Raw genomic sequence first — 18,047 nt, 5'->3', positions numbered from 1 at the left:
TCAGCCCTCCACCGCTGTCTGGGTCGCGTCGTCGGCGGCGGAGGCAGCGTCGGTCGGTGCTTGGTTGGCATCCGCCTCATCCTTGGGAGGATTGCGGATCTCCTGCAGCTGGTCAGCGGTGAAGCGAGCCTTCGTCTGCAGCATGGCGATCAGGTCCTCGGCGGACTTCTTGCCGCTGGCGATGATGTCCCACCATTTCGGCAGGTTGGCCGCGAAGTCGGCTTCGGAGTAGAGCGGCAGCTGCTTGTCAGCCTGGCTCTCGATTGCGGCGCGTGCCGGCTCGCCGCTGGCAGCACCTGCCTGCGGGATGTCCATGACTTCCTCGGCGATGGGCATACCGCGCAGGACGTCCGGGAACACGTCGCGCAGGGCGAACGCCCGGGCGCGCATCTGGCGCATGCGCTTCGGGTACTGCGTCCAGGGACCGGTCTTGCCCAGCAGCCCGGCCACCTTGGCGTCGTCCATGTTGAAGGTGCGCACCTCCTCGGACTCTCCCCGACGCTTCACACGGCACACGGCGGTGCCGCCGTCGTCCGCCTCGGTGATGTACTCGCACAGCGGGGAGCTGCGCACCAGGGCGATGACCGCGTCACCCCACAGTGCGGGGCGGCCGTTGATGATGGCGATGTTCTGTAGCGCCTGGAGTGGCTTCAGGCCAAGCTCGGCCCCCCACTGCATTGCGATGAGGCAGTTGCCGGGCTTGCCCTTGAAGTCCTTCGGGACCAGGTCGCTGTCGGCGAGGATGTCGGCGAAGGTCAGGGCCTGCTCGAAAGTCTGCGGGCTGAGGTCGAATTGCTGGCGCGGCTGCACAACGAGGGCGCCGTCCTGCTGAACTTGGGCATTCATCGCGTTGGATCTCCAGCCGGCGGCGCCGGCGATACGGGAACAGGGGAGCCGGTTACGTCTCCGGCGCGGCCCGCTGCCGCAGCAGCTCCGCCGTCTGGGTTCGGTCAGGCCGCCTGCTGCTGCTCGGCGACCTTGTGGTACGGGTACTTCTCCGGGAACGGTTTGATGTACGCGCCGAAGTGCTTGCCGATGGACTCGGCGTCCTTGAACGCCTGGAACTCCTCGGCGCTGAAGTTGGCGTAGTGGTAGACCGAGCCCGGGCCGCGCGCATCGCCGCTGCCGCGCTTGAAGCAGATGGCGAGGGTGTTGGTGGCGGCGTCGTGGCCGATGCTGTGGATCTGCGAGCTGTCGACGTCGAACAGCTGGATGCGGCCGGTGGCCGTGGTGGTGCTGGTCATGTTGTGCTCCAGGGCGGTTAGAGAGGTGCCCGTCTGTTCCGGGCTGTCAGCCCTGCGCTGCAGGGGGAAGCGCAGGGCAGGGGATCAGGCAGCGATGTCTTCCTGCTGCGTGGCTTCGTTGGCCTGGCCCTGCTGCAGGGTCAGCACCACCGACTGGCGGATCAGCGCTTCGGTCAGCTCGGCCACTTCGTCGGGCGTCACGTTGCCGGAGGCCTTGAAGGTCAGGTCTACGCTGCCGCCTTCCTTCGCCGCCACGCCGAACTTCTTCACCTTCATGTCGGTGAGGAAGATCGGCTGGGTGCTATCGAGCTCACCGTCCAGCTGCAGCTCGTAGCCCTTGTATTCGTGGCTGAGCTTGATGGGCTCCAGGCCGGGATGCTTGATCTCGGTCAGCGGCTCACCGATGGTCGGCAGGGACTGCTGCTCGCCCTTCGCGGCCTTGCGGAACAGCGACTTGCGCAGGTCCTTGTCGAAGTAGTCCAGCACCTGGTTGCTGGTGCTGACGGAGAAGCTGATGTCGACCGCCAGATTCCGCTCCTCGCCGTGCTTCTCGATACGCACGTTGAGGTTGGTGATCGTGGCGACCTTCTTTTCGATCTTGAACATTGGGACCTCGTCGGTTGAGCCGGCCGGGCCGGCAGTGGGCTACTGCAGGTCGTCCGCCGCTACCGGCATGGCGGAGGTCAGCGACTGGATGGTGCTGCGGCGCTCGGCCAGTGCCTTTTCGGCACGGAACCACTCCAGGGCGGTCTGGTAGGCGGCACCGGCCAACACGGCGCGCGCCATCAGCAGCGACAGGTAGTTGCCGTGCACGACCGCGAGTAGGACACCAGCCACTGCAAAGCCGCAGATCAGCGCCCACATGGCCAGCGGCGCGAGGATGTAGGTCAGTCGCCGGCTCACGACATCACCGCCTGCAACAGGTCCTGGAAGATCAGCACGGCTGCCGCGCCGACGATGAAGCCGACCAGCGCGCCATAGGCCATGAACTCCAGCGACATACGCACCGTCTCCTTCCGGATGGTCTGTTCGAAGCTCATGCGGCCTCCGGACCGGGCTGGTTGTTGAACTCGGCGCGGAACTGGCGGCGCAGGCGCAGCGCGTTGTCGACCACCGACAGGCCGCGATAGCCCCGGCGCTGCTCGGCATTGAGGCGCTGGAACAGAGGCGCCGGGTTCAGGCCGGTGCAAGCGATCGCATCGCGCACGGCCTGGAACTCGCGGATCTGGCGAACGTTGGTGTTCATGGCGACTCCTTTGCGGTCGTGATCTGAATACGGCGCAGGCCGGCCAGCAATTCGTCGCTGACCTCTTCGCCTTGGCGGGAGAACCGGGCATCACCGGTGTCGAGTTGCTGCAGGTAGCGGCCGGCGTTCGTCATCGGCTCGGGCTTTGAAGCGAACAGGCCGCCGAACAGATAGAGGAAGGGGTTGTAGTCGGCGCTCATGCAGCCACCTGCCTGTCGGCCACGGCGACACGGGCCAGCTGCACGAGTTGCGCGTCCAGCGCTTCACCCTCGACACGGGCAAGCCGGTAGAGCTGGGTCAGCAGCTCCGTGCCCATGAGGTCGGCGGGGTGGGTGTGGTGGAGGCGGTGCAGGACCAGCTGCAGGTCGGTGTAGTACCGGCCGCCGAGCGTGCCGGCAGACCAGCTGGCCGCCTCGCGGCACAGGTCCGGATTGCTGCGGTAGCTGACGGCCAGCTCGGCAACACGCTCTTCGGCATACTCGGCCTCGAAACGCGCGTCTTCCTGGTTGTCTAGGCTGCGCTGGGCGCTACGTGCCCGGTCGCTGTATGGCTGCAGTGCCATGGTGAACCCCGTCATATGGCCCAGATGGGCCGACGGGTTCAATCTATGGCATCCCATAGTATATTGTCAATGGGATGCCATAGACCTGCGGCAAAAATTATGGCGACTCAGTGGCCGCCATTGGAATTGCTGATCTTCAGGAGCTGCAGGGGAACATTCTGGCCATCCCCAACAAGGCATACGTCGAGACACCTACCTCCACCCAACCCTTGTCCTTGTTGTAGGTTGAGGCGTTCTCGTTGATTTCTTGGTTTGCCGCAGCCTCAATCAATGCTGTCGTGACCGGCACCGATTTCGGCATGCAGATGAAAACCCCGGAGGCAACTGGGATGGGATAGTTGCTATCTCCGGATCGTTGCAGTGTCAGCACTTCCGCCATGGCCTGAAAGTACCCGTTCAGGGCACTGCCTGCATGGGATGCGAAAGGCTCCTTTCCATGCTTCACCGCATCTTTGAAGACTTTGTAGCCCTCAACATCAAGCGCATGCGCATACTGCAGTGACAGCGCAAAGATGAGCACCCCGCCTATCAGTCGTTTCATCCTTCCCAGCTCCCAATCCATCGAACACGGCCGATAATCTGGATAGGGTGGCGCGGACTATCCAGTCGTTTTGGTTTCCGCCAGTTGTGGTCGCCACGTGGGTTGTCGGCCTTGAAGAACACAAGGTCGTCGATCATCTCGCAGCGCTTTACGTGGTATTCCTTCGCCGCGCCACCACCGTCGACCATGACCACATACATCTGTCCGTCGCGAGGCGTGGTATCGCTCGTGTCGAACAGGATTGCGTCGCCGCTGCGAATGCGCGGCTCCATGCTGTCGCCCTTGCCGTACATGACTGCGAGGGCATTTGGGCGTAGGCGCTTTCGGGCCAGCGATTCGGCCCTGAACTTCAGCTTGTGGGTTTCGGCGTATTCCTGGGCTTCGGGACCACCGCCCAAGCCGATGGCCTGCGCGTAGCCACTGATATCGGCCCAATCGCTGTCGTCGTTGCTCGCTGCATTTCCTTCCATGGGTCCCCGGCCGGTTTGCAACCATTTCGGGGATACCCCAAGCGCCTCCGCTATCTGCGGTAGCTGCGTCGTCCCTGCCTGGTCGTTGTTCTCAATACCGGCGAGGGTGGGGTACTTCACGCGCGCAGCCTCGGCCAGCTGGGGGCGAGACATGCCCCGAACCTTCCGTGCTTCCTTGATTCGGTCACCTACGGTGTTCATGGAGGTGAGCATTACGGAAAGCCATTATGGGATGCCATTGACATGGATCTATGGCATTCCATAGAATCGACGCATCCCATAGGAACGCGCACATGGAAATCACCTGGGCAGACCGAATCAAGGCACTCGAACAGCGCGGCTGGTCCCTGACCGAGATCGGTCGGGCCATCGGCAAGTCGCCGCAGACCGTCAGTGATCTGAAGCAGGGCCGGACCAGAGAGCCGGGCGGGATGGCTGCGGTGAACCTGCACCACCTGTACAGCACTGGCGCTCGGCCGCCCGAGGCCGCCTGACATGGTGATCGATCGCTCAGCCGTTGAACTCGGAACCCCAAGTAAGGCGACTTCTGCTGTTGGCAGTGCGGTAGGTCTGCCGGCAAACCGGGCAACGCATGTATCCGTCGGCGCCGGGCTGCAGGACGACCTTTGTCCCGGCGTCGTAGCAGGGCTGGCAAAGGTAGTGGTCGGGCTGCGTGCGTCCTGGACTGTCGGTCCCGGCTTGCTGTGGGGCCAGGTTTGCGCGGTAGACGATGACGCCACCACCAAGGTCGAAAAGCTCATAGCCGGCCTTCTGCGAGAGAGCTTCCTTGAGTTCTCGCAGCTCCTTTGTGGCTTCGAAGTGCTCGTTCTGCAGCTGCAGCAACATGATGTTGTGCGCGAGCAGACCTTGCTGGGCTGCCAACAGTTTCTCGTTGATCTGAGCGATCGCAACAGCCGACTGGTTGAAGTCGCGCACAGCCAGGGTGGCAGCAGCGAGTTCCTGCGCGCTCTTGAGGGAGGCAATCGCCGTGGCGATTGAACTGAAATCCATGTCCGTCTCCGGTAGCAGTTTGGATGGGTCACACCCTCAATGCTACCGGCAGGCGGGCGCCGACGACGACCAGCAGGAGGCGCCCCATGCTGCCTGACCGGGATCGGGCCGGGCTCGCGAAGTGCGAGGCCAACTTCGAAGATCTGTACCGCCAGGTCGCTAGCGCAAGTTCGCCCTCGCGAACTCCAGCCATAGGTCTGCCTTCTGGTGAACCTTCAGCACGTATGCGGCTTGAGAGGGCGTCGGCGTTTCCATCGCCGCACGTGTCCCGGCCACCGACTTCAGTCTGGCGAGCGATTGCTCGATTTCTAAGAGCAGCTTTCCGGGCTCCGGGTGAGCTGTGACAAGCGCCGAGACCACTTCGTCCAACACCTGCAGTTGCGCAGCGATGACGGTCACTGCGCTCTCGTTCTGTTCCATGTCGCCCTCCTTGCGGGCTGTGCGTTTGGTGACCGCAGCCTACCGCAAGGAGGGCGACTCCCTTCATCCCTGATGTGACGTTGTCCATGGCGCCATCGTGCGCCGCCGTCGCCGCCCCGTCTCCAATCGAGAAATCCGCCCATGAATGTCACTGATGCCGCTTACGACACCGTCCACCAATACCCGGGCGGCAGTGAGGCCCTGGCGCCCAGGATGGGCATGTCTGCCGCGACCCTGCGCGGCAAGGTCAACCCGAACACCGGCCGTAACCTGCTGAGCCTGCAGGAGGCCGACGCGCTGATGGCGCGCACCGGTGATTACCGCATCCTGCATGCGCTGGCTGCGACGCACGGGTTCGTGCTGCAGGCGAGCACCGCCCCCAAGGGCGGCACGATCATCACCGCAATGCTGGCGGCGCAGGCCGCCAAGGGTGACCTGGCCGAGCTGGTGGCGGACGCGATGGCGGACGACCGAATCAGCGGCAACGAGTCCGACCGCATCACGCGCGGCGTCATGCAGGTGATCGTCAAGCTGCTGGAAGTGAGCCAGCACGCTGAGGCAGCGGCGGAGCGGGGTGGGGTATGAGCGTAACCCCGGCCCACATCGCGGCAGTTAGCGTGCACCGTCGCCGCCGGCGTGCCATAGGGTGGGTGTCCACCCGAAACGGAGGACATCCCATGAAAGCACGGCCCGACACGCTGCGACAGCTGCAGTGCTGTCTTGACGTCATCGCTAGCAGCGAACCCATGAGCGAAGCCGAGCGCACGGAGCATCGCAGCCGGTGTGCCGAGGAACAGGCCAGGGCTGAAGCGCGGCGGGCCGGAAACGCGGCCCCTGACCTACTGGGGGAGAAGTAATGGCCCGCATCCGCTCAATCAAACCGGAGTTCTGGTCCAGCGAGCAGGTGATGGAATGCTCGCCGATGGCTCGGCTGCTCTTCATTGGCCTCTGGAATTTCTGCGACGACGGCGGCAATCACGTCGCCAGCGCGAAGACTGTGAAGGCTGAAATCTTCCCCGGTGACGATATCTCCTCGACGGATGTTCAGGGAATGCTCGACGAGCTGTCGTCGAATTCCCTGATCGCCTTCTATACCAACGGTGACAAGCGGTATCTGCACGTCACAGGGTGGAAGAAGCACCAGAAAATCGACCGTCCCACCTTCAAGCATCCGGCATTCTCGAACGATGATCGTCGAGGGCTCGACGAGTCCTCCCCCCCCGGAGTGGAGGGGAGTGGAGAGGAGGGGAAGGGAAAAGGAGAAGAGCCCCCCCATACCCCCCCGGCTGCCGCCGGTGGGGCAGACGGTGGCAAATCTGGCCAGGGCAAGGCTGGCCGGCCCAAGCGGGAGAAGGTGACCTTCAACGCCTTCATCGAGACCTGTCGGACTGCCGGTGAGCGCCCGATCCGCACCGATGACCCGATTTTCGATTTCGCCGAGGACGCTGGCATCCCCCGGGAGTTCGTGGCGCTGGCCTGGCGCGAGTTCGCCATCAAGCACCGGGACGGCGGCAAGCAGCAGAAGGACTGGCGCGCTCACTTCCGCGATGCCGTGCGCCGCAACTGGTTCAAGCTGTGGTGGTGCCCGCCTGCCGGCGGCTGCGAGCTGACGACCAGCGGCGTGCAGGTCAAGCGGGAGCGGGACGCTGAGCGTGAGCGCGATCGGCAGAATCAGCTGGCCCAGCACGAGCAGGCCGCGTGAACGCTGTGCCGGGCTACCTGGACAACGTCGCCCAGCTGCGCGTGCCGCCGCATTCCGTACCGGCCGAGCAGTCGGTTCTCGGCGCGCTGCTGCTGGTAGGCGAGTCACTGGCGCAGATCCGCGACCAGCTGGCAGCGGAGGACTTCTACCGCCGCGAGCACCAGCTGATCTACCAAGGCATCTGCGGCGTGGCCGACCTGAAGCGCGAGGTCGACGTGGTGACCGTGGGCGACTGGATCACGGCGAACGTCGAGATCGGCGCCCAGGAGCTGGTGGCCACCATCTACGACCTGGCCGGCAGCACGCCATCGGCGGCCAACGTTCGCGCCTATGCGGAGATCGTGCGCAACAAGGCGCTGCTGCGGCAGCTGATCGAGACCACCACCGACATCGCCGACAGCGCCTACGGCGCCAGCGACGACGAAGCGGAGCGGGTGGTGTCAGCCTCGGCGACGAAGCTGGCCAGCCTGACCGTGAAGTCGAGTGGAAATGGCGGGCTGGTGATGGTTCGCAGCGGAGTGCAGAAGGCCTGGGACGAAATGGAAGCCCGGTTTCACGGCGAGGGCACGCAAGGCCTGGTGCCGAAGTGGAGCAGCGTTCGCCGGAAGATCCCGTACCTGGAGCCGACCGACCTGATGGTGCTGGGCGCACGCCCGTCTATGGGCAAGACCGCCCACGCACTGAACTGGGCCGAAGACGCTGCTGCCGGCGGCAGGAACGTCGCGGCCTTCAGCCTGGAGATGTCGGCCTCGCAGTGGAGTCTACGCCTCATGGCAGCACACGCCGGAGTAGACCTCAACCGCATGCGTGAGAAGGGTGCGCTGAACAACGACGAGTGGGCGCGACTCTCGCAGGCCCGCAACTACATCCAGTCGCTGCCGTTGGCGATCGATGACTGCGGCGCGCTGTCGGTCGATGCCTTGGCAGCGCGGGCCTCCCGCATGCATGCCAAGGTTCCGGGCGGCCTGGGCCTGATCGTCGTGGACTACCTGCAGCTGCTGACCGGAAAGGCCAAGTCTGAGAACCGAAACGACGAGGTGTCGTACATCTCGCGCCGCCTGAAGGGTCTGGCCAAGGAGCTGAACTGCCCGGTGATGGCGCTGTCCCAGCTCAATCGCAGCGTGGAGAAGAGCCTCGACAAGCGCCCCGGCATGGCCGACCTGCGCGAGTCCGGCGCCATCGAACAGGACGCAGACGTGATCGCGTTCCTCTACCGGGACGACTACTACAGCAAGGAGGCCTGCGGCGCGCCGGGCATCTCCGAACTGATCGTGGCGAAGAACCGCCAAGGCGAAACCGGCACCTGCTACCTGCAGCACCGGCTGCAGTGCAGCGCCTTCGATGACTACACCGGCCCCCGACCGAACTACACCATCAAGGGAACGGCCACTGCAGCCGGTGGCTACGACGAGTTTGATATGCCGAAGCCGCGCGCGACGAAGAAAGGTGGCAAAGACAGGTCTATGGGAGACGACGCATGACCCCGATCACCTTCATCCTGCGCACCGAGAGCGCCCGCGACCGCATGGCCCAGGCATGGCGCTTCGCCTGCCAGTTCCTGGAGCTGGGTCTGGACGTGCGAGTCACGGTGCAGGAGCACAAGCACAGCCGCAGCCTGGAGCAGAACGCGATGTTCCATGCCATCTGCGGCGAGCTGGCCGCCCAGGTGAAATGGGCCGGCCGCTACATCGACGCCGAAGGCTGGAAGCGCCTGTTGGTCGATGCATGGGCTCGCGAGTCCAACCGCCGGCAGGGCGAAGTCGTGCCTTCGCTGGACGGCGCCAGCATCGTGAACCTGGCCGTGCAGACCCGGCGCATGACCGTCGGCGAGATGGCCGACTTGATCACTTTTGCGCAGGCTTGGGCCGTGGAGAACGGCGTGCGCCTGAGCGACCAGGCCCCGAAGCGGCTGCAGAGGTATGCCGCATGAATATCACTGGCACCAACGTCCAACTATCCATGCATCAGCAGAGCGAACCAGTGCTTCTTCTTCCACCTTGCAATGATGGCCTGGGCCTCTTGGAACGAAGCGTCTATTTGCGCCGCCGAGTCTTTTGCGCTTTTTGCATGTTGTTCACGATGAACACCTCCGGCCGCGACGTACTGCCAAACCACATGCAGCACCCGCGCTGCTTCGTTAGATCGTCCAAGGGCGGGGATGTAGCTGGCATCAGTAGCGCTGTCCTGGATCATTGCCTCGCACGCAGCTTTGCTGGTCTCGATTTCGGCTTTGGCGGGAACCGGAGCTTTCACGTCGTCAAGAACAGCAACCAAACGCGCGGCAACTTCTTGAAGATTCTTGAGGCGAGAGACTGCGGATCGCATTCTCTCGAGATCGTCCAGCCTCTTCATTCGCACTGGGATGTAAAGGGCGAGGGCGATACCAACCAAAGCGGCGATGACTTGGATCCACGATGCCCACTCAGACTGGGTGAGGCAGGGCCATCCAAAAAGATCGAATCTCCAGCAAACAGCGGTCACGGGCTGCATAAGTCCTTCCTTGGCCAAAGGGGGAGAGCATGAAGCGCGGACGCAGCATCAGCAAGTCCACCGTCGAGCAGCAGCGCATGGACGCCATCAAGGACATCGGGTGCATCTTCTGCCACTACACCCGCGTGATGCTCGACGACGTGCGCGCGGACTACTGGCGGATGGTCAATGGTCATCAGTATGGGAAGACCGCATGAAATCAGTCCCCTTGCACGTAGTAGTTGTCCTGGCAGCCGGGCAAACGGTCAATACGAGCTGCCACGCTTTCCAGCTGAGGGCTGAGCTGAGTGGCAAAACCAATCGTTTTCTCGCAGTCATCGCATATTTGCTTGATCGCTGCATCCGTAAGAACCTCATGATGAATTACTTTCATTCCTTGCTGCAGCCAAAACAGGCTGGCAACGAAGAGGTTTGCAAGTTCGGCGGTCTCACCCAAGACGTGGAACGATGGATGAAATTGCCTAAGCGTCTCCGGAATGTCGAAGGCGTCCTCTGGTACTTTCTGGAGAGCGTCCACTGGCCGTTTTTCGCTCAATGCTTCGAAGAGGAACGAGGCGCGCCGTCGGTAGGCTGGAATGAATGGCTGGATGGCGCCAGCAACCACCTTGGCCTGGATCTTCTGCTCTTCCAACCGCGCCCTACGGTCGTTCCTGCGCTGCCAGGCGGGTACCCAAATTGCCGTGGCGATGGCAGCGACACTGCCTACCGCCTGGACCCAAGCTGGCCAGTCGATCTCATTAGGTGGCCTCGGCTGCGGCGGGTGCTTGCTCATCAGCGCCCAAACAGCAATTGCTCCGGCGAGAAAAGTCATGGCCGCAACGATTGCCCAGTCTCTGTCGGTCCTTCCGTTATTCATGGTTCCTCCCTGTCGTTCGGGAGGATTCTACCGGTCGGGGTCGCCGCGTGAGGACAAAGAACGGCAAGTCTCCAACACCTTCCGAGAAGCGGTACGTAGACGCGGTGAAACTGCTGCCGTGCAGCGTCTGTAGCCGTCTCGGCCCCAGTGATGCCCAGCACACCAAACAGGGCCAGCACTTCACGACCGTGGCCCTGCGCAAAGATTGCCACCAGCGCAGCTTCAAGGGCATCCACGGGCAGAAGCGCATGTGGCTGGTCATGAAGTTGGACGAGCTGACCGCCCTCAACGTCCCCCTTTCCCGGCTGTAGCTGCAGGAGGCCGCACGATGATTAACCTGACCCTGCCTTATCCAATCAGCGCGAACCGCTACTGGGCCGTGCGCGTCATCCCCAGAAGGCCGAAGCCGCTGGCGATAACCTACGTGACCGAAGAAGCGAAGGCCTACAAGGCTGCGGTCGGCCACCTGGCCAAGGTCGCGGGCATCCGCGTGCCGTCGATCGGCCGCGTGGGGCTGCACATCAAGCTGTTCCCGCACAGGCCGCAGGACTGGGTGAAGCGCGCGCGCAAGGATCCGCACACCTGGGACGACACCGTCCAGTGCATGGACCTTGGCAACTGCGAAAAGGTGCTGTCGGATGCCTTGAACGGTATCGCCTGGGTGGACGACAAGCAGATTCGGAGGACCCTGCTGGAACGCATGGAGCCGGACGAGAAGGGCGCGCGGCTGGAGGTGGCCATTGAGTATCTCGCTGCTGCGCCTTCACTCCTGGATGGTCTCGCCGCATGACCGGTGCCGAGCTGCGTATGCAGAAGCGGTACCGGTCCTACGTGCAGAAGCATGGCCGCTGCTCCGTCTGCCAGTTCCGCGCCGCGGGCACTGCGGGCTTCCACTGCAAGGGCTGGCCCAATCGGGCCGGTACCTGTGACACCGACGGCAAGCTGCCGACGTTCCGATTCGATGACGCCGTACTGGAGAGCATGCGCGATGCGCAACACTGATCCGCTGACCGAAGAACTGCGACGCTGGGGCCACGCCCAGGTGAATCGGTTTGCGCTGAGCCGCGCCAACAGGAGCGTGCATGTTCTGGACAAGGTTCGGGACCACGCTCCGATGACGCGGGAGCGGGCGCTGCAGGACCTGGTCGGCCGGGATGGCGCTGAACGCCGCCGGTTCATGGCCCAGCGAAGCGGCGTGCAGGACCTAGCCGTACTACCGATGTGGGCAGTGGACCCCATTCGCGCCTCCAACGACGCAGATCATCCCCACGACAACCCCGAGATCGCTGTCGATGTCGGCGTTCCGGATGAGCTGCGCTGGATCGACCGGGCGCTGGCATCGATGGAGCGGCAGTACCCGATGCGCGCCCTGATCGTCCGGACCGAGTTCACCGTATCGGCCAGCCAGGCGGTGAAGGGACGCATGGTGGCCGAGAAATATGGCGGCGTGCTGTCGGTCTGGCAGTACCGCCGGGAGTTGCAGCGAGGCGTGGATTGGTTGCGGGGAACCGCAGACGTTGCATAATCCATCCAAAGCGGAGTTCCGATCTGCACATCCATAGGAAATGAGATGCCTATCAATCGCAAGGCAGTGGGCAAGAGGACGGCGACCGATGCTCTTGGCAGCGTCACGCCGGAGCAAGCCAAGGCTATCGGGGAATCTGTTGCGGCAGTGGCGGAGAGTAGTGGGAAAGCATGGGAGGCAGAAGAAGCAACCCAACAATCGACCGAACGGCATACCGCTGAGTTCTATGTTGAAGCACTGAAACAAGCCGGATCGCCAGAAGAACGAGAGAGCATTAGAAAGGCGAGAGAGGCTGAACTGAACAAGGTTCGGGAAAGCCTGGAACTTCTCAGGTCTAGCCGGACCGTAACTCAGCGCGGAATGGCGTACCTTCCTGTGCTCGGTATTCTGGCTGGTGGCGCGATCTTGGCGACGATTGGCGCCAAGTACATCAACCTTGAGGATGTCGCAAAATTGCTCGGAAGGGATTGACAAGTTGCACGCGTAAGTGCCTTAATTCTGCAACTGTCAAGAATTGTCCCTGAAGCCCCGGCCCTGCGCTGGGGCTTCTGCGTTTCCGGGACCCAGAACACCGATCAACCACCGCGCCGAAACCCCCTCCGCTCGCAGTGAGGCGATTGGGGCTGGCGTCAACGCAGGCGGGCGGTCTGCGCACGGCCCTTGGAGGCCGGGCAGCGCCTAGGCAGCGGTGGTGATCGGCCCTCTACGCCCGCAGCCCCCCGGACCAACCACATCCTCGCGCACCAGCCGGTTGCGGGGCGGGCACCTATGCAGGAGAGACCATGGTGAGCACCGAAACCGTAGCGGCCGCCATGGGCGCCGGCCAGTACGCGCAGCCGCTGGAGGATGCGTGCATCCAGTTCGGCATTGTGACCGCGCTTCAGAAGGCGCACTTCCTGGCTCAGGTCGCGCATGAATCCGATGGCTTCCGCACTGCCACTGAGTACGCCTCCGGCCGCGCCTACGAAGGCCGGGCCGACCTTGGCAACTTGCAGCCGGGTGACGGCGTGCGCTTCAAGGGGCGCGGCCTGATCCAGCTGACTGGGCGCGAGAACTACGCGACCTTCAGCAACGCCATGGGCCGCGGCGACTATTTTCTGCGAGAGCCGCAGGCGGTGGCGATGCTCCCGTGGGCTGCGATCGCTGCCGGCTGGTTCTGGAAGCGCAAGGGTCTGAACTCCCTGGCCGACCGTGACGACGTGGTGGCTGTGACGAAGCGCATCAACGGCGGCACCAACGGCCTGGAGGACCGGAAGCTCAGGCTGGCACAGGCCAAGAAGCTGTTCGGCCTCGCATGACGGCGTCCAAGAAGAAGGCCAAGCTCTCACCGGTCAACCAGTTGCAGGGCGTGCTGGTGGTGCTGGAGAGTCAGAAGGCCAAGAACCCCACCGCCGAGCTGCTGTTTGCCATCCGCGAGATGGTCAGTGACGCGCTCGCTGTCCTGCAGGAACCCGATCCGACCAAGCAGCGAATCGCATTCGTGCTGCTGGCGGTGCAGCAGTCCACGCAGGTCGCCATCAAGGAAGTGCGCGGCAAGCGCCTCACCCGTGTGACCATCATCGACCAGCCGCTCTACCACTGGGCGCTGGAGGAAATTCACTCACTGGCAGGTGCCGCATGACCTTCGCGACCCGCAACATCGGCGCTGCGCGCGTCGGCATCGCCGTGCTGGTGCTGTTCCTGCTGGGCATGGCCATGGCCGCGTTGATCGCGGTGGCCATCCCACCGGAGAACAAGGATTCGTTCGGGATGCTGATCGGTGGCCTGAACAACGCCACCGGTATGGTCATCGGCTACTTTTTCGGTATGACCCGCAAGGGTCCGGGGGCCTGACATGAACCGGATCGCCATCTACCTGCTGGCTTTCGTAGCCTGGTCCGCTGGCATGTTCGGTGCCGGCTGGGCCTGGCGCGGTGACCGGGCCGAAATCGGGGAAGCTCGGCAGCAGGCCAGCACCAGCGCCGGGCAAGTCCAGCAGCTCACCGAGACCCGTGCCGTCGAGCACAGCCAGGCCGAGGCGCTGGCCACCATCGGAGCCAAGCATGAAGAAGATCGCACCGCGGCCACGGCCGTCCCTGCTGCTGTTGCTGCTGGCGTGCGTGATGGCAGCCTCCAGCTGCGCGACGACCTCGCCACCTGCAATACCGCTCGCCTGTCCGAAGCCGCCGCCGGCGCCGTCGAACGTGACCAGGAAGCCCAACTACGAGCAGAGGTCGCGGGAGCTCTTGTTCAAATCGGGCGGGACGCAGACGACCACGTCCGGGCCTGCCAGGCCGTGATTGCGGTAGATCGTGGAATGGATTCGGTCGCCGACGGAGGCTAATCCCTCCGTCGGCGCGTTCAGTTAGACCTACCAAGTCCGATTGCGCCTCTCGATTTCCTTGAGGCGGTTGAGTAGCTCCGGTTGCATGTACTCAGGGCATGCAGTTAGCGCACGCGCAATGATCCCATGTTGGATTGGAGTGAAGTCGACTTGTCCGGTTTCGGGCGCAGTGATCTGCATGGCCTTGATGTAAAGACCTGGGATTTCAGCAGTGATTTTGTTGAACTTGGTCATTTTGCGTTTCCTTCTTGAGTGGATGGGACGGTGTTGCCCTGACCAATTAGGATTCGCCGAAAAAAATTGCACACCTGCGTGATGAGGTCGAAATGACTACCGGCAGACGGCCAGCTTCTTCTTCGGCGGCCCTCACTCCCAAGCAGCATCGCTTCGTTCAGGAATACCTACAGGACCACAACGGCACCCAGGCGGCCATCCGCGCCGGGTACAGCGACAAGACAGCCAAGCAGCAGGGCTCACGGCTCCTGACCGAGCCGCGCATCCAGGCTGCGGTGCGCGCCGGCCAGAAGAAGGTGGCCAAGAAGGCCGAGGTGACCGTCGACAGCCTGATGGCCGAGCTGGAACAGGCCCGAAAGCTGGCGTTGAAGGAGAAGCAGGCCAGCGCGGCGGTCACCGCCACGATGGGCAAGGGAAAGCTGGCCGGCCTGCTGGTGGAGAAGCACAAGCACAGCGGCGCGATCGGCACCTACGACCTGAGCAAGCTTTCAGACCATGAACTCGACCGCCTTGAACAGATCCTCGGTCCGCTTGCCGACGCTGGCGGAGATCCGGGCGGAACGGGCGAGGAGGGCAGCTGAGCGAGAGCGCGCGCGCATCGCAGAGGATGTCGAAGGTATCCGGGCGCGATCGCAGACGCTGGAGGGCTTCATCAAGGAGCATTGGCGGGTTCTGGAGCCGACCAGGCCGCTGAAGTTTGGCTGGGCATTGCGGGCCATGTGCCGGCATCTGGAGGCGGTCACTGAAGGCCGCATCCAATTCCTGCTGATGACCGTGCCGCCCGGCATGATGAAGTCGCTGCTGATGGTGTTCTGGACCGCGTGGGAATGGGGCCCGGTCGGGCGCCCGGACCTGCAGACGCTGGCCACCTCCTACAGCCAGCCGAACGTCCTGCGTGACAACCTGAAGCTGCGGCGCCTCATCGAGAGCGACCAGTTCCAGGCGGCCTGGCCGATGAAGCTGCGCGGCGACCAGAACGCCAAGGGCAAGTTCGAGAACACCGGCAACGGCTTCAGCGAGGCCCGGCCCTTCAGCTCCATGACCGGCGGCCGCGGCGACCGGGTGAAGGTGGACGACCCGCATTCGACCGAGACGGCCGAAAGCGACGCAGAGCGAAAGACCGCCGTCCGCATCTTCCGGGAGGGCATCACCGACCGCCTCAACGACATCACGTCGTCGGCCATGGTCATCATCATGCAGCGCCTGCACCAGCAGGACGTCGCAGCGGTGGCCATGGAGCTGGACCTGGGCTTTGTGCACCTCAACCTGCCGATGGAGTTCGAGGCGGAGCGGCTAGACAAGGACGGCAAGAAGATCGGCGGCCCGTGCCGCACCTACATCGATGGTGAGCTGTTCTTCGAAGATCCGCGTACCGAGGACGGCGAGCTGCTGTTCCCCGAGCGCTTCCCGCGTGCGGAGATCGAACGGCTGAAGCGGGCAAAAGGCAGTTATGCCTATGCCGGCCAGTATCAGCAGCGCCCCACACCGCGCGACGGCGGTTCATTCAAGCGGGAATGGTTCGAGGTGGTCGAAGTGGCGCCGGCAATCTCGGCGGCGCGCAAGGTCAGGCGGTGGGACTTCGGCGCCACCGACCCGAAGGAGAAGACCAGTAGCGACCCCGACTACACGGTCGGGCTGCTGCTGGGCGAAATCGGCGGCACCTACTACGTGCTGGACGTGGTGCGCGATCAGGTATCGCCCGCTGGCGTCGAGCGGATGCTGAAGAACACCGCGCTGCAGGACGGCAAGTCGATCAAGGTCCGGATTCCGCAGGACCCTGGCGCCGCCGGCAAGAGCAACGCCGCGCACCAGATCAAGCTGCTGGCCGGCTGGGACGTGAAGGCGGCGCTGGAATCCGGATCCAAGGAGGTCCGGGCGACGCCGGTCGAGGCTCAGGCCGAGGCCGGGAACATCAAGCTGGTGAACGGCCCATGGGTGGCAGCGTTCTTGGACGAGATCGCCGAATTCCCCAACGCAAAGCACGACGACCAGGTGGACGCGCTGTCCGGCGCATTCGCTGAGCTGGTCACCGGCAGCACCTACAACCTTGGGAATGCGCTCTGATGGGCAAGCTCGCACAAATCAAAGATGGGCTGGTCAACCTGGTTGCCAACCTGGGGACGCCGCGCGACAAGGCGGCCTCGACGTTCTACGGCCTGCCGACCCTGTCGGAGCAGGAGGCAGACAACGCCTACCGCGGCACCTGGCTGGCGCGGAAGGTGATCGACATCCCGGCAATGGACAGCTGCCGGAAGTGGCGCGGCTGGAGCGCAGACCAGGAACAGATCACCGCGATCGAAGCAGAGGAAAAGCGGCTGGGCCTGCAGCAGAAGGTGCTGAAGGCAATGATCCGCGCCCGACTCACCGGCGGCGCCGCGCTCTACATTGGCACGGGTCAATCGGACCCGAAGCTGCCGCTGAAGCCTGAATCCATTGGCAAAGGCGGCATTCGCCACATCAACGTGCTTTCGAAGCGCGTGCTGCAGGCCGGCGAGCTGGACCTTGACCCGGAATCGCCGGGTTACGGCCTGCCAGCGTTCTACACCCTGAGCAGCGGCACGGCTGGGCAGGTTCAGATCCACCCGTCGCGCCTAGTGATCTTGCACGGTGCGGAAAAGCCAGATCCCGAGTTCGGCATCAGCGACGGATGGGGCGACTCGGTGTTGCTGGCGATCAGCAAGGCCATCAAGGATGCCGATGCCAGCGCGGCAAACATCGCGTCGCTGGTGTTTGAGGCGAAGGTCGACGTCATCAAGATCCCGAACTTCATGTCAATGTTGGCGGACCCGGAGTACGAAAAGCAGGTACTGCAGCGGCTGCAGCTGGCAGCGATGGCAAAGGGCATCAACGGCGCGCTGCTGCTGGACGCCGGCGAAGAGTATGAGCAGAAGCAGGCGCAGTTCGGCGGCTTGATCGACCTGCTGATGGGCTTCATGCAGCTGACCTCCGGCGCGTCGGACATCCCGATGACCCGCCTACTGGGTCAGTCGCCGGGCGGCCTCAACGCCAGCGGCGAGAGCGACCTGCGGAACTACTATGACCGCATCAGCAGCAACCAGGAGCTGGTGCTGCAGCCAGCGCTGCAAGTGCTGGACGAGTGCCTGATCCGCTCGGCGCTCGGCAGCCGGCCGGCTGAGGTGTTCTACAACTGGCGCAGCCTCTGGCAGACCACCGACACCGAACGCGCAACCATCGGCAAGACCACAGCAGAGACCATCAAGACCATCGCCGAGACCAAGCTGCTACCGGATGAGGTGATGTCTACGGTGGCGGTGAATATGCTCACCGAGGCTGGTGTGGCGCCTGGGTTGGAAGCCGAGATGCTGGAGTACGGCAAGGCCACGCCCGATGACGACCGCTCTGACGATGACGAGAGCCGCGCCGCAGTGACGCCGCGGCCCAGCGGCACCAACGAGGACTGAC

General features: G+C 63.8%; 33 protein-coding genes. 18 read left to right on the top strand and 15 right to left on the bottom strand.

What is annotated here, in order from left to right:
* From D5301_RS05580 to D5301_RS05535, 10 genes are all read right to left on the bottom strand, one after another.
* Positions 1-846: a hypothetical protein gene (locus tag D5301_RS05580; RefSeq protein ID WP_153855097.1), complete on the bottom strand. Its 846-nt coding sequence runs from the start codon at positions 844-846 to the stop codon at positions 1-3.
* A 104-nt stretch (positions 847-950) separates the two neighbouring features.
* A complete protein-coding gene (locus tag D5301_RS05575) occupies positions 951-1,244 on the bottom strand; it encodes a KTSC domain-containing protein (protein ID WP_153855096.1) in 294 nt (97 codons plus the stop codon).
* Between the two features lie 84 nt (positions 1,245-1,328).
* Positions 1,329-1,850, bottom strand: a complete 522-nt coding sequence (locus D5301_RS05570) for a hypothetical protein (RefSeq protein ID WP_153855095.1) — start codon at positions 1,848-1,850, stop codon at positions 1,329-1,331.
* Positions 1,851-1,889: 39 nt separating this feature from the next.
* Positions 1,890-2,147: a hypothetical protein gene (locus D5301_RS05565; RefSeq protein WP_153855094.1), complete on the bottom strand. Its 258-nt coding sequence runs from the start codon at positions 2,145-2,147 to the stop codon at positions 1,890-1,892.
* Positions 2,144-2,284 (bottom strand): hypothetical protein, encoded by a 141-nt coding sequence (locus D5301_RS05560; RefSeq protein WP_153855093.1) that lies wholly within the window; start codon positions 2,282-2,284, stop codon positions 2,144-2,146. Before D5301_RS05560 ends, D5301_RS05565 begins: the two co-directional genes overlap by 4 nt.
* Positions 2,281-2,490: a hypothetical protein gene (locus tag D5301_RS05555; RefSeq protein ID WP_153855092.1), complete on the bottom strand. Its 210-nt coding sequence runs from the start codon at positions 2,488-2,490 to the stop codon at positions 2,281-2,283. Before D5301_RS05555 ends, D5301_RS05560 begins: the two co-directional genes overlap by 4 nt.
* Positions 2,487-2,690: a hypothetical protein gene (locus D5301_RS05550; RefSeq protein ID WP_153855091.1), complete on the bottom strand. Its 204-nt coding sequence runs from the start codon at positions 2,688-2,690 to the stop codon at positions 2,487-2,489. Before D5301_RS05550 ends, D5301_RS05555 begins: the two co-directional genes overlap by 4 nt.
* Positions 2,687-3,052 carry a hypothetical protein gene (locus tag D5301_RS05545; protein WP_153855090.1) on the bottom strand — a complete coding sequence of 122 codons (366 nt, stop codon included), beginning with the start codon at positions 3,050-3,052 and terminating at the stop codon, positions 2,687-2,689. The genes D5301_RS05550 and D5301_RS05545 overlap by 4 nt, the downstream gene beginning before the upstream one ends.
* Positions 3,053-3,188: 136 nt before the next feature.
* Positions 3,189-3,593 (bottom strand): hypothetical protein, encoded by a 405-nt coding sequence (locus D5301_RS05540; RefSeq protein WP_153855089.1) that lies wholly within the window; start codon positions 3,591-3,593, stop codon positions 3,189-3,191.
* Entirely contained in the window at positions 3,590-4,264 is a 675-nt protein-coding gene (locus D5301_RS05535) for a helix-turn-helix transcriptional regulator (RefSeq protein WP_153855240.1), read from the bottom strand. The genes D5301_RS05540 and D5301_RS05535 overlap by 4 nt, the downstream gene beginning before the upstream one ends.
* Positions 4,265-4,356: 92 nt before the next feature.
* On the opposite strand from D5301_RS05535, the gene D5301_RS05530 reads away from it, so the two are divergent.
* Entirely contained in the window at positions 4,357-4,557 is a 201-nt protein-coding gene (locus D5301_RS05530; protein ID WP_111097938.1) for a helix-turn-helix transcriptional regulator, read from the top strand.
* Between the two features lie 16 nt (positions 4,558-4,573).
* Here the strand turns inward: D5301_RS05530 and D5301_RS05525 are convergent, their stop codons facing one another.
* Positions 4,574-5,074, bottom strand: a complete 501-nt coding sequence (locus tag D5301_RS05525; RefSeq protein WP_153855088.1) for a hypothetical protein — start codon at positions 5,072-5,074, stop codon at positions 4,574-4,576.
* Between the two features lie 159 nt (positions 5,075-5,233).
* On the bottom strand, positions 5,234-5,494 hold the full coding sequence (locus D5301_RS05520) for a hypothetical protein (RefSeq protein WP_153855087.1): 261 nt from the start codon (positions 5,492-5,494) through the stop codon (positions 5,234-5,236).
* Between the two features lie 141 nt (positions 5,495-5,635).
* On the opposite strand from D5301_RS05520, the gene D5301_RS05515 reads away from it, so the two are divergent.
* From D5301_RS05515 to D5301_RS05495, 4 genes are all read left to right on the top strand, one after another.
* Positions 5,636-6,079: a phage regulatory CII family protein gene (locus D5301_RS05515; RefSeq protein ID WP_153855086.1), complete on the top strand. Its 444-nt coding sequence runs from the start codon at positions 5,636-5,638 to the stop codon at positions 6,077-6,079.
* Positions 6,080-6,350: 271 nt separating this feature from the next.
* Complete coding sequence (locus D5301_RS24160; RefSeq protein WP_228756326.1) at positions 6,351-7,196, top strand: hypothetical protein; 846 nt, start codon at positions 6,351-6,353, stop codon at positions 7,194-7,196.
* On the top strand, positions 7,193-8,677 hold the full coding sequence (dnaB, locus tag D5301_RS05500; protein WP_153855085.1) for a replicative DNA helicase: 1,485 nt from the start codon (positions 7,193-7,195) through the stop codon (positions 8,675-8,677). The genes D5301_RS24160 and dnaB overlap by 4 nt, the downstream gene beginning before the upstream one ends.
* Positions 8,674-9,126: a recombination protein NinB gene (locus tag D5301_RS05495; RefSeq protein WP_153855084.1), complete on the top strand. Its 453-nt coding sequence runs from the start codon at positions 8,674-8,676 to the stop codon at positions 9,124-9,126. Before dnaB ends, D5301_RS05495 begins: the two co-directional genes overlap by 4 nt.
* Positions 9,127-9,149: 23 nt before the next feature.
* Here D5301_RS05495 and D5301_RS05490 read toward each other — a convergent pair whose 3' ends face one another.
* Positions 9,150-9,686 (bottom strand): hypothetical protein, encoded by a 537-nt coding sequence (locus D5301_RS05490; protein ID WP_153855083.1) that lies wholly within the window; start codon positions 9,684-9,686, stop codon positions 9,150-9,152.
* 29 nt (positions 9,687-9,715) lie between these two features.
* Between D5301_RS05490 and D5301_RS05485 the strand changes: the two genes are divergently transcribed.
* Entirely contained in the window at positions 9,716-9,883 is a 168-nt protein-coding gene (locus D5301_RS05485; RefSeq protein ID WP_153855082.1) for a hypothetical protein, read from the top strand.
* A 2-nt stretch (positions 9,884-9,885) separates the two neighbouring features.
* On the opposite strand, the gene D5301_RS05480 is transcribed toward D5301_RS05485, so the two are convergent.
* A complete protein-coding gene (locus D5301_RS05480; protein WP_153855081.1) occupies positions 9,886-10,542 on the bottom strand; it encodes a hypothetical protein in 657 nt (218 codons plus the stop codon).
* A 104-nt stretch (positions 10,543-10,646) separates the two neighbouring features.
* Between D5301_RS05480 and D5301_RS05475 the strand changes: the two genes are divergently transcribed.
* The 9 genes from D5301_RS05475 to D5301_RS05435 all read left to right on the top strand — a co-directional run bounded on the left by D5301_RS05475 (position 10,647) and on the right by D5301_RS05435 (position 14,390).
* Positions 10,647-10,853 (top strand): hypothetical protein, encoded by a 207-nt coding sequence (locus D5301_RS05475; protein ID WP_228756325.1) that lies wholly within the window; start codon positions 10,647-10,649, stop codon positions 10,851-10,853.
* A gap of 17 nt (positions 10,854-10,870) precedes the next feature.
* Complete coding sequence (locus D5301_RS05470) at positions 10,871-11,332, top strand: RusA family crossover junction endodeoxyribonuclease (RefSeq protein WP_153855080.1); 462 nt, start codon at positions 10,871-10,873, stop codon at positions 11,330-11,332.
* Positions 11,329-11,544, top strand: coding sequence for a hypothetical protein (locus tag D5301_RS05465; RefSeq protein WP_153855079.1), 216 nt, complete (start codon positions 11,329-11,331; stop codon positions 11,542-11,544). The genes D5301_RS05470 and D5301_RS05465 overlap by 4 nt, the downstream gene beginning before the upstream one ends.
* Positions 11,531-12,067 carry a hypothetical protein gene (locus tag D5301_RS05460; RefSeq protein WP_153855078.1) on the top strand — a complete coding sequence of 179 codons (537 nt, stop codon included), beginning with the start codon at positions 11,531-11,533 and terminating at the stop codon, positions 12,065-12,067. The genes D5301_RS05465 and D5301_RS05460 overlap by 14 nt, the downstream gene beginning before the upstream one ends.
* 45 nt (positions 12,068-12,112) lie before the next feature.
* On the top strand, positions 12,113-12,538 hold the full coding sequence (locus D5301_RS05455) for a hypothetical protein (protein ID WP_153855077.1): 426 nt from the start codon (positions 12,113-12,115) through the stop codon (positions 12,536-12,538).
* Positions 12,539-12,849: 311 nt separating this feature from the next.
* Entirely contained in the window at positions 12,850-13,365 is a 516-nt protein-coding gene (locus D5301_RS05450) for a hypothetical protein (RefSeq protein WP_065183291.1), read from the top strand.
* On the top strand, positions 13,362-13,688 hold the full coding sequence (locus D5301_RS05445) for a hypothetical protein (protein WP_065183290.1): 327 nt from the start codon (positions 13,362-13,364) through the stop codon (positions 13,686-13,688). Before D5301_RS05450 ends, D5301_RS05445 begins: the two co-directional genes overlap by 4 nt.
* A complete protein-coding gene (locus D5301_RS05440; protein WP_043034789.1) occupies positions 13,685-13,900 on the top strand; it encodes a hypothetical protein in 216 nt (71 codons plus the stop codon). The genes D5301_RS05445 and D5301_RS05440 overlap by 4 nt, the downstream gene beginning before the upstream one ends.
* A 1-nt stretch (position 13,901) precedes the next feature.
* Positions 13,902-14,390 (top strand): lysis system i-spanin subunit Rz, encoded by a 489-nt coding sequence (locus D5301_RS05435; protein WP_153855076.1) that lies wholly within the window; start codon positions 13,902-13,904, stop codon positions 14,388-14,390.
* A 27-nt stretch (positions 14,391-14,417) separates the two neighbouring features.
* Here the strand turns inward: D5301_RS05435 and D5301_RS05430 are convergent, their stop codons facing one another.
* Positions 14,418-14,624 carry a hypothetical protein gene (locus D5301_RS05430; protein ID WP_153855075.1) on the bottom strand — a complete coding sequence of 69 codons (207 nt, stop codon included), beginning with the start codon at positions 14,622-14,624 and terminating at the stop codon, positions 14,418-14,420.
* 92 nt (positions 14,625-14,716) lie between these two features.
* Between D5301_RS05430 and D5301_RS05425 the strand changes: the two genes are divergently transcribed.
* From D5301_RS05425 to D5301_RS05415, 3 genes are read left to right on the top strand one after another with little or no spacing between them, the layout of a single operon-like run.
* Positions 14,717-15,205, top strand: coding sequence for a terminase small subunit (locus D5301_RS05425; RefSeq protein WP_153855074.1), 489 nt, complete (start codon positions 14,717-14,719; stop codon positions 15,203-15,205).
* Positions 15,120-16,688 carry a phage terminase large subunit gene (terL, locus tag D5301_RS05420; RefSeq protein WP_228756324.1) on the top strand — a complete coding sequence of 523 codons (1,569 nt, stop codon included), beginning with the start codon at positions 15,120-15,122 and terminating at the stop codon, positions 16,686-16,688. The genes D5301_RS05425 and terL overlap by 86 nt, the downstream gene beginning before the upstream one ends.
* Positions 16,688-18,046: a phage portal protein gene (locus tag D5301_RS05415; RefSeq protein WP_153855073.1), complete on the top strand. Its 1,359-nt coding sequence runs from the start codon at positions 16,688-16,690 to the stop codon at positions 18,044-18,046. The genes terL and D5301_RS05415 overlap by 1 nt, the downstream gene beginning before the upstream one ends.
* The last annotated feature ends 1 nt before the right edge of the window (position 18,047 follow it).

Origin of the sequence: Stenotrophomonas sp. MH181796, from assembly GCF_009659995.1 — a bacterium.
In the GTDB taxonomy this organism is placed as follows: Bacteria; Pseudomonadota; Gammaproteobacteria; order Xanthomonadales; family Xanthomonadaceae; genus Stenotrophomonas; species Stenotrophomonas riyadhensis.
Note: the sequence above shows the minus strand (reverse complement) of the source record. Positions and strands in the feature narration are given on the sequence as shown.

Bases quoted from the DNA above. Each gene is read 5' to 3' on its own strand.
- D5301_RS05530 (WP_111097938.1), top strand. From the start codon at position 4,357: ATGGAAATCACCTGGGCAGACCGAATCAAGGCACTCGAACAGCGCGGC.
- D5301_RS05520 (WP_153855087.1), bottom strand. From the start codon at position 5,494: ATGGAACAGAACGAGAGCGCAGTGACCGTCATCGCTGCGCAACTGCAG.
- D5301_RS05440 (WP_043034789.1), top strand. From the start codon at position 13,685: ATGACCTTCGCGACCCGCAACATCGGCGCTGCGCGCGTCGGCATCGCC.
- D5301_RS05575 (WP_153855096.1), bottom strand. From the start codon at position 1,244: ATGACCAGCACCACCACGGCCACCGGCCGCATCCAGCTGTTCGACGTC.
- D5301_RS05435 (WP_153855076.1), top strand. From the start codon at position 13,902: ATGAACCGGATCGCCATCTACCTGCTGGCTTTCGTAGCCTGGTCCGCT.
- D5301_RS05415 (WP_153855073.1), top strand. From the start codon at position 16,688: ATGGGCAAGCTCGCACAAATCAAAGATGGGCTGGTCAACCTGGTTGCC.
- terL (WP_228756324.1), top strand. From the start codon at position 15,120: ATGAACTCGACCGCCTTGAACAGATCCTCGGTCCGCTTGCCGACGCTG.
- D5301_RS05470 (WP_153855080.1), top strand. From the start codon at position 10,871: ATGATTAACCTGACCCTGCCTTATCCAATCAGCGCGAACCGCTACTGG.
- D5301_RS05445 (WP_065183290.1), top strand. From the start codon at position 13,362: ATGACGGCGTCCAAGAAGAAGGCCAAGCTCTCACCGGTCAACCAGTTG.
- D5301_RS05450 (WP_065183291.1), top strand. From the start codon at position 12,850: ATGGTGAGCACCGAAACCGTAGCGGCCGCCATGGGCGCCGGCCAGTAC.
- D5301_RS05535 (WP_153855240.1), bottom strand. From the start codon at position 4,264: ATGAACACCGTAGGTGACCGAATCAAGGAAGCACGGAAGGTTCGGGGC.
- D5301_RS05490 (WP_153855083.1), bottom strand. From the start codon at position 9,686: ATGCAGCCCGTGACCGCTGTTTGCTGGAGATTCGATCTTTTTGGATGG.
- D5301_RS24160 (WP_228756326.1), top strand. From the start codon at position 6,351: ATGGCCCGCATCCGCTCAATCAAACCGGAGTTCTGGTCCAGCGAGCAG.
- D5301_RS05430 (WP_153855075.1), bottom strand. From the start codon at position 14,624: ATGACCAAGTTCAACAAAATCACTGCTGAAATCCCAGGTCTTTACATC.
- D5301_RS05560 (WP_153855093.1), bottom strand. From the start codon at position 2,284: ATGAGCTTCGAACAGACCATCCGGAAGGAGACGGTGCGTATGTCGCTG.
- D5301_RS05540 (WP_153855089.1), bottom strand. From the start codon at position 3,593: ATGAAACGACTGATAGGCGGGGTGCTCATCTTTGCGCTGTCACTGCAG.
- D5301_RS05425 (WP_153855074.1), top strand. From the start codon at position 14,717: ATGACTACCGGCAGACGGCCAGCTTCTTCTTCGGCGGCCCTCACTCCC.
- D5301_RS05495 (WP_153855084.1), top strand. From the start codon at position 8,674: ATGACCCCGATCACCTTCATCCTGCGCACCGAGAGCGCCCGCGACCGC.
- D5301_RS05525 (WP_153855088.1), bottom strand. From the start codon at position 5,074: ATGGATTTCAGTTCAATCGCCACGGCGATTGCCTCCCTCAAGAGCGCG.
- D5301_RS05460 (WP_153855078.1), top strand. From the start codon at position 11,531: ATGCGCAACACTGATCCGCTGACCGAAGAACTGCGACGCTGGGGCCAC.
- D5301_RS05465 (WP_153855079.1), top strand. From the start codon at position 11,329: ATGACCGGTGCCGAGCTGCGTATGCAGAAGCGGTACCGGTCCTACGTG.
- D5301_RS05555 (WP_153855092.1), bottom strand. From the start codon at position 2,490: ATGAACACCAACGTTCGCCAGATCCGCGAGTTCCAGGCCGTGCGCGAT.
- D5301_RS05570 (WP_153855095.1), bottom strand. From the start codon at position 1,850: ATGTTCAAGATCGAAAAGAAGGTCGCCACGATCACCAACCTCAACGTG.
- D5301_RS05545 (WP_153855090.1), bottom strand. From the start codon at position 3,052: ATGGCACTGCAGCCATACAGCGACCGGGCACGTAGCGCCCAGCGCAGC.
- D5301_RS05485 (WP_153855082.1), top strand. From the start codon at position 9,716: ATGAAGCGCGGACGCAGCATCAGCAAGTCCACCGTCGAGCAGCAGCGC.
- D5301_RS05580 (WP_153855097.1), bottom strand. From the start codon at position 846: ATGAATGCCCAAGTTCAGCAGGACGGCGCCCTCGTTGTGCAGCCGCGC.
- D5301_RS05515 (WP_153855086.1), top strand. From the start codon at position 5,636: ATGAATGTCACTGATGCCGCTTACGACACCGTCCACCAATACCCGGGC.
- D5301_RS05480 (WP_153855081.1), bottom strand. From the start codon at position 10,542: ATGAATAACGGAAGGACCGACAGAGACTGGGCAATCGTTGCGGCCATG.
- D5301_RS05550 (WP_153855091.1), bottom strand. From the start codon at position 2,690: ATGAGCGCCGACTACAACCCCTTCCTCTATCTGTTCGGCGGCCTGTTC.
- D5301_RS05455 (WP_153855077.1), top strand. From the start codon at position 12,113: ATGCCTATCAATCGCAAGGCAGTGGGCAAGAGGACGGCGACCGATGCT.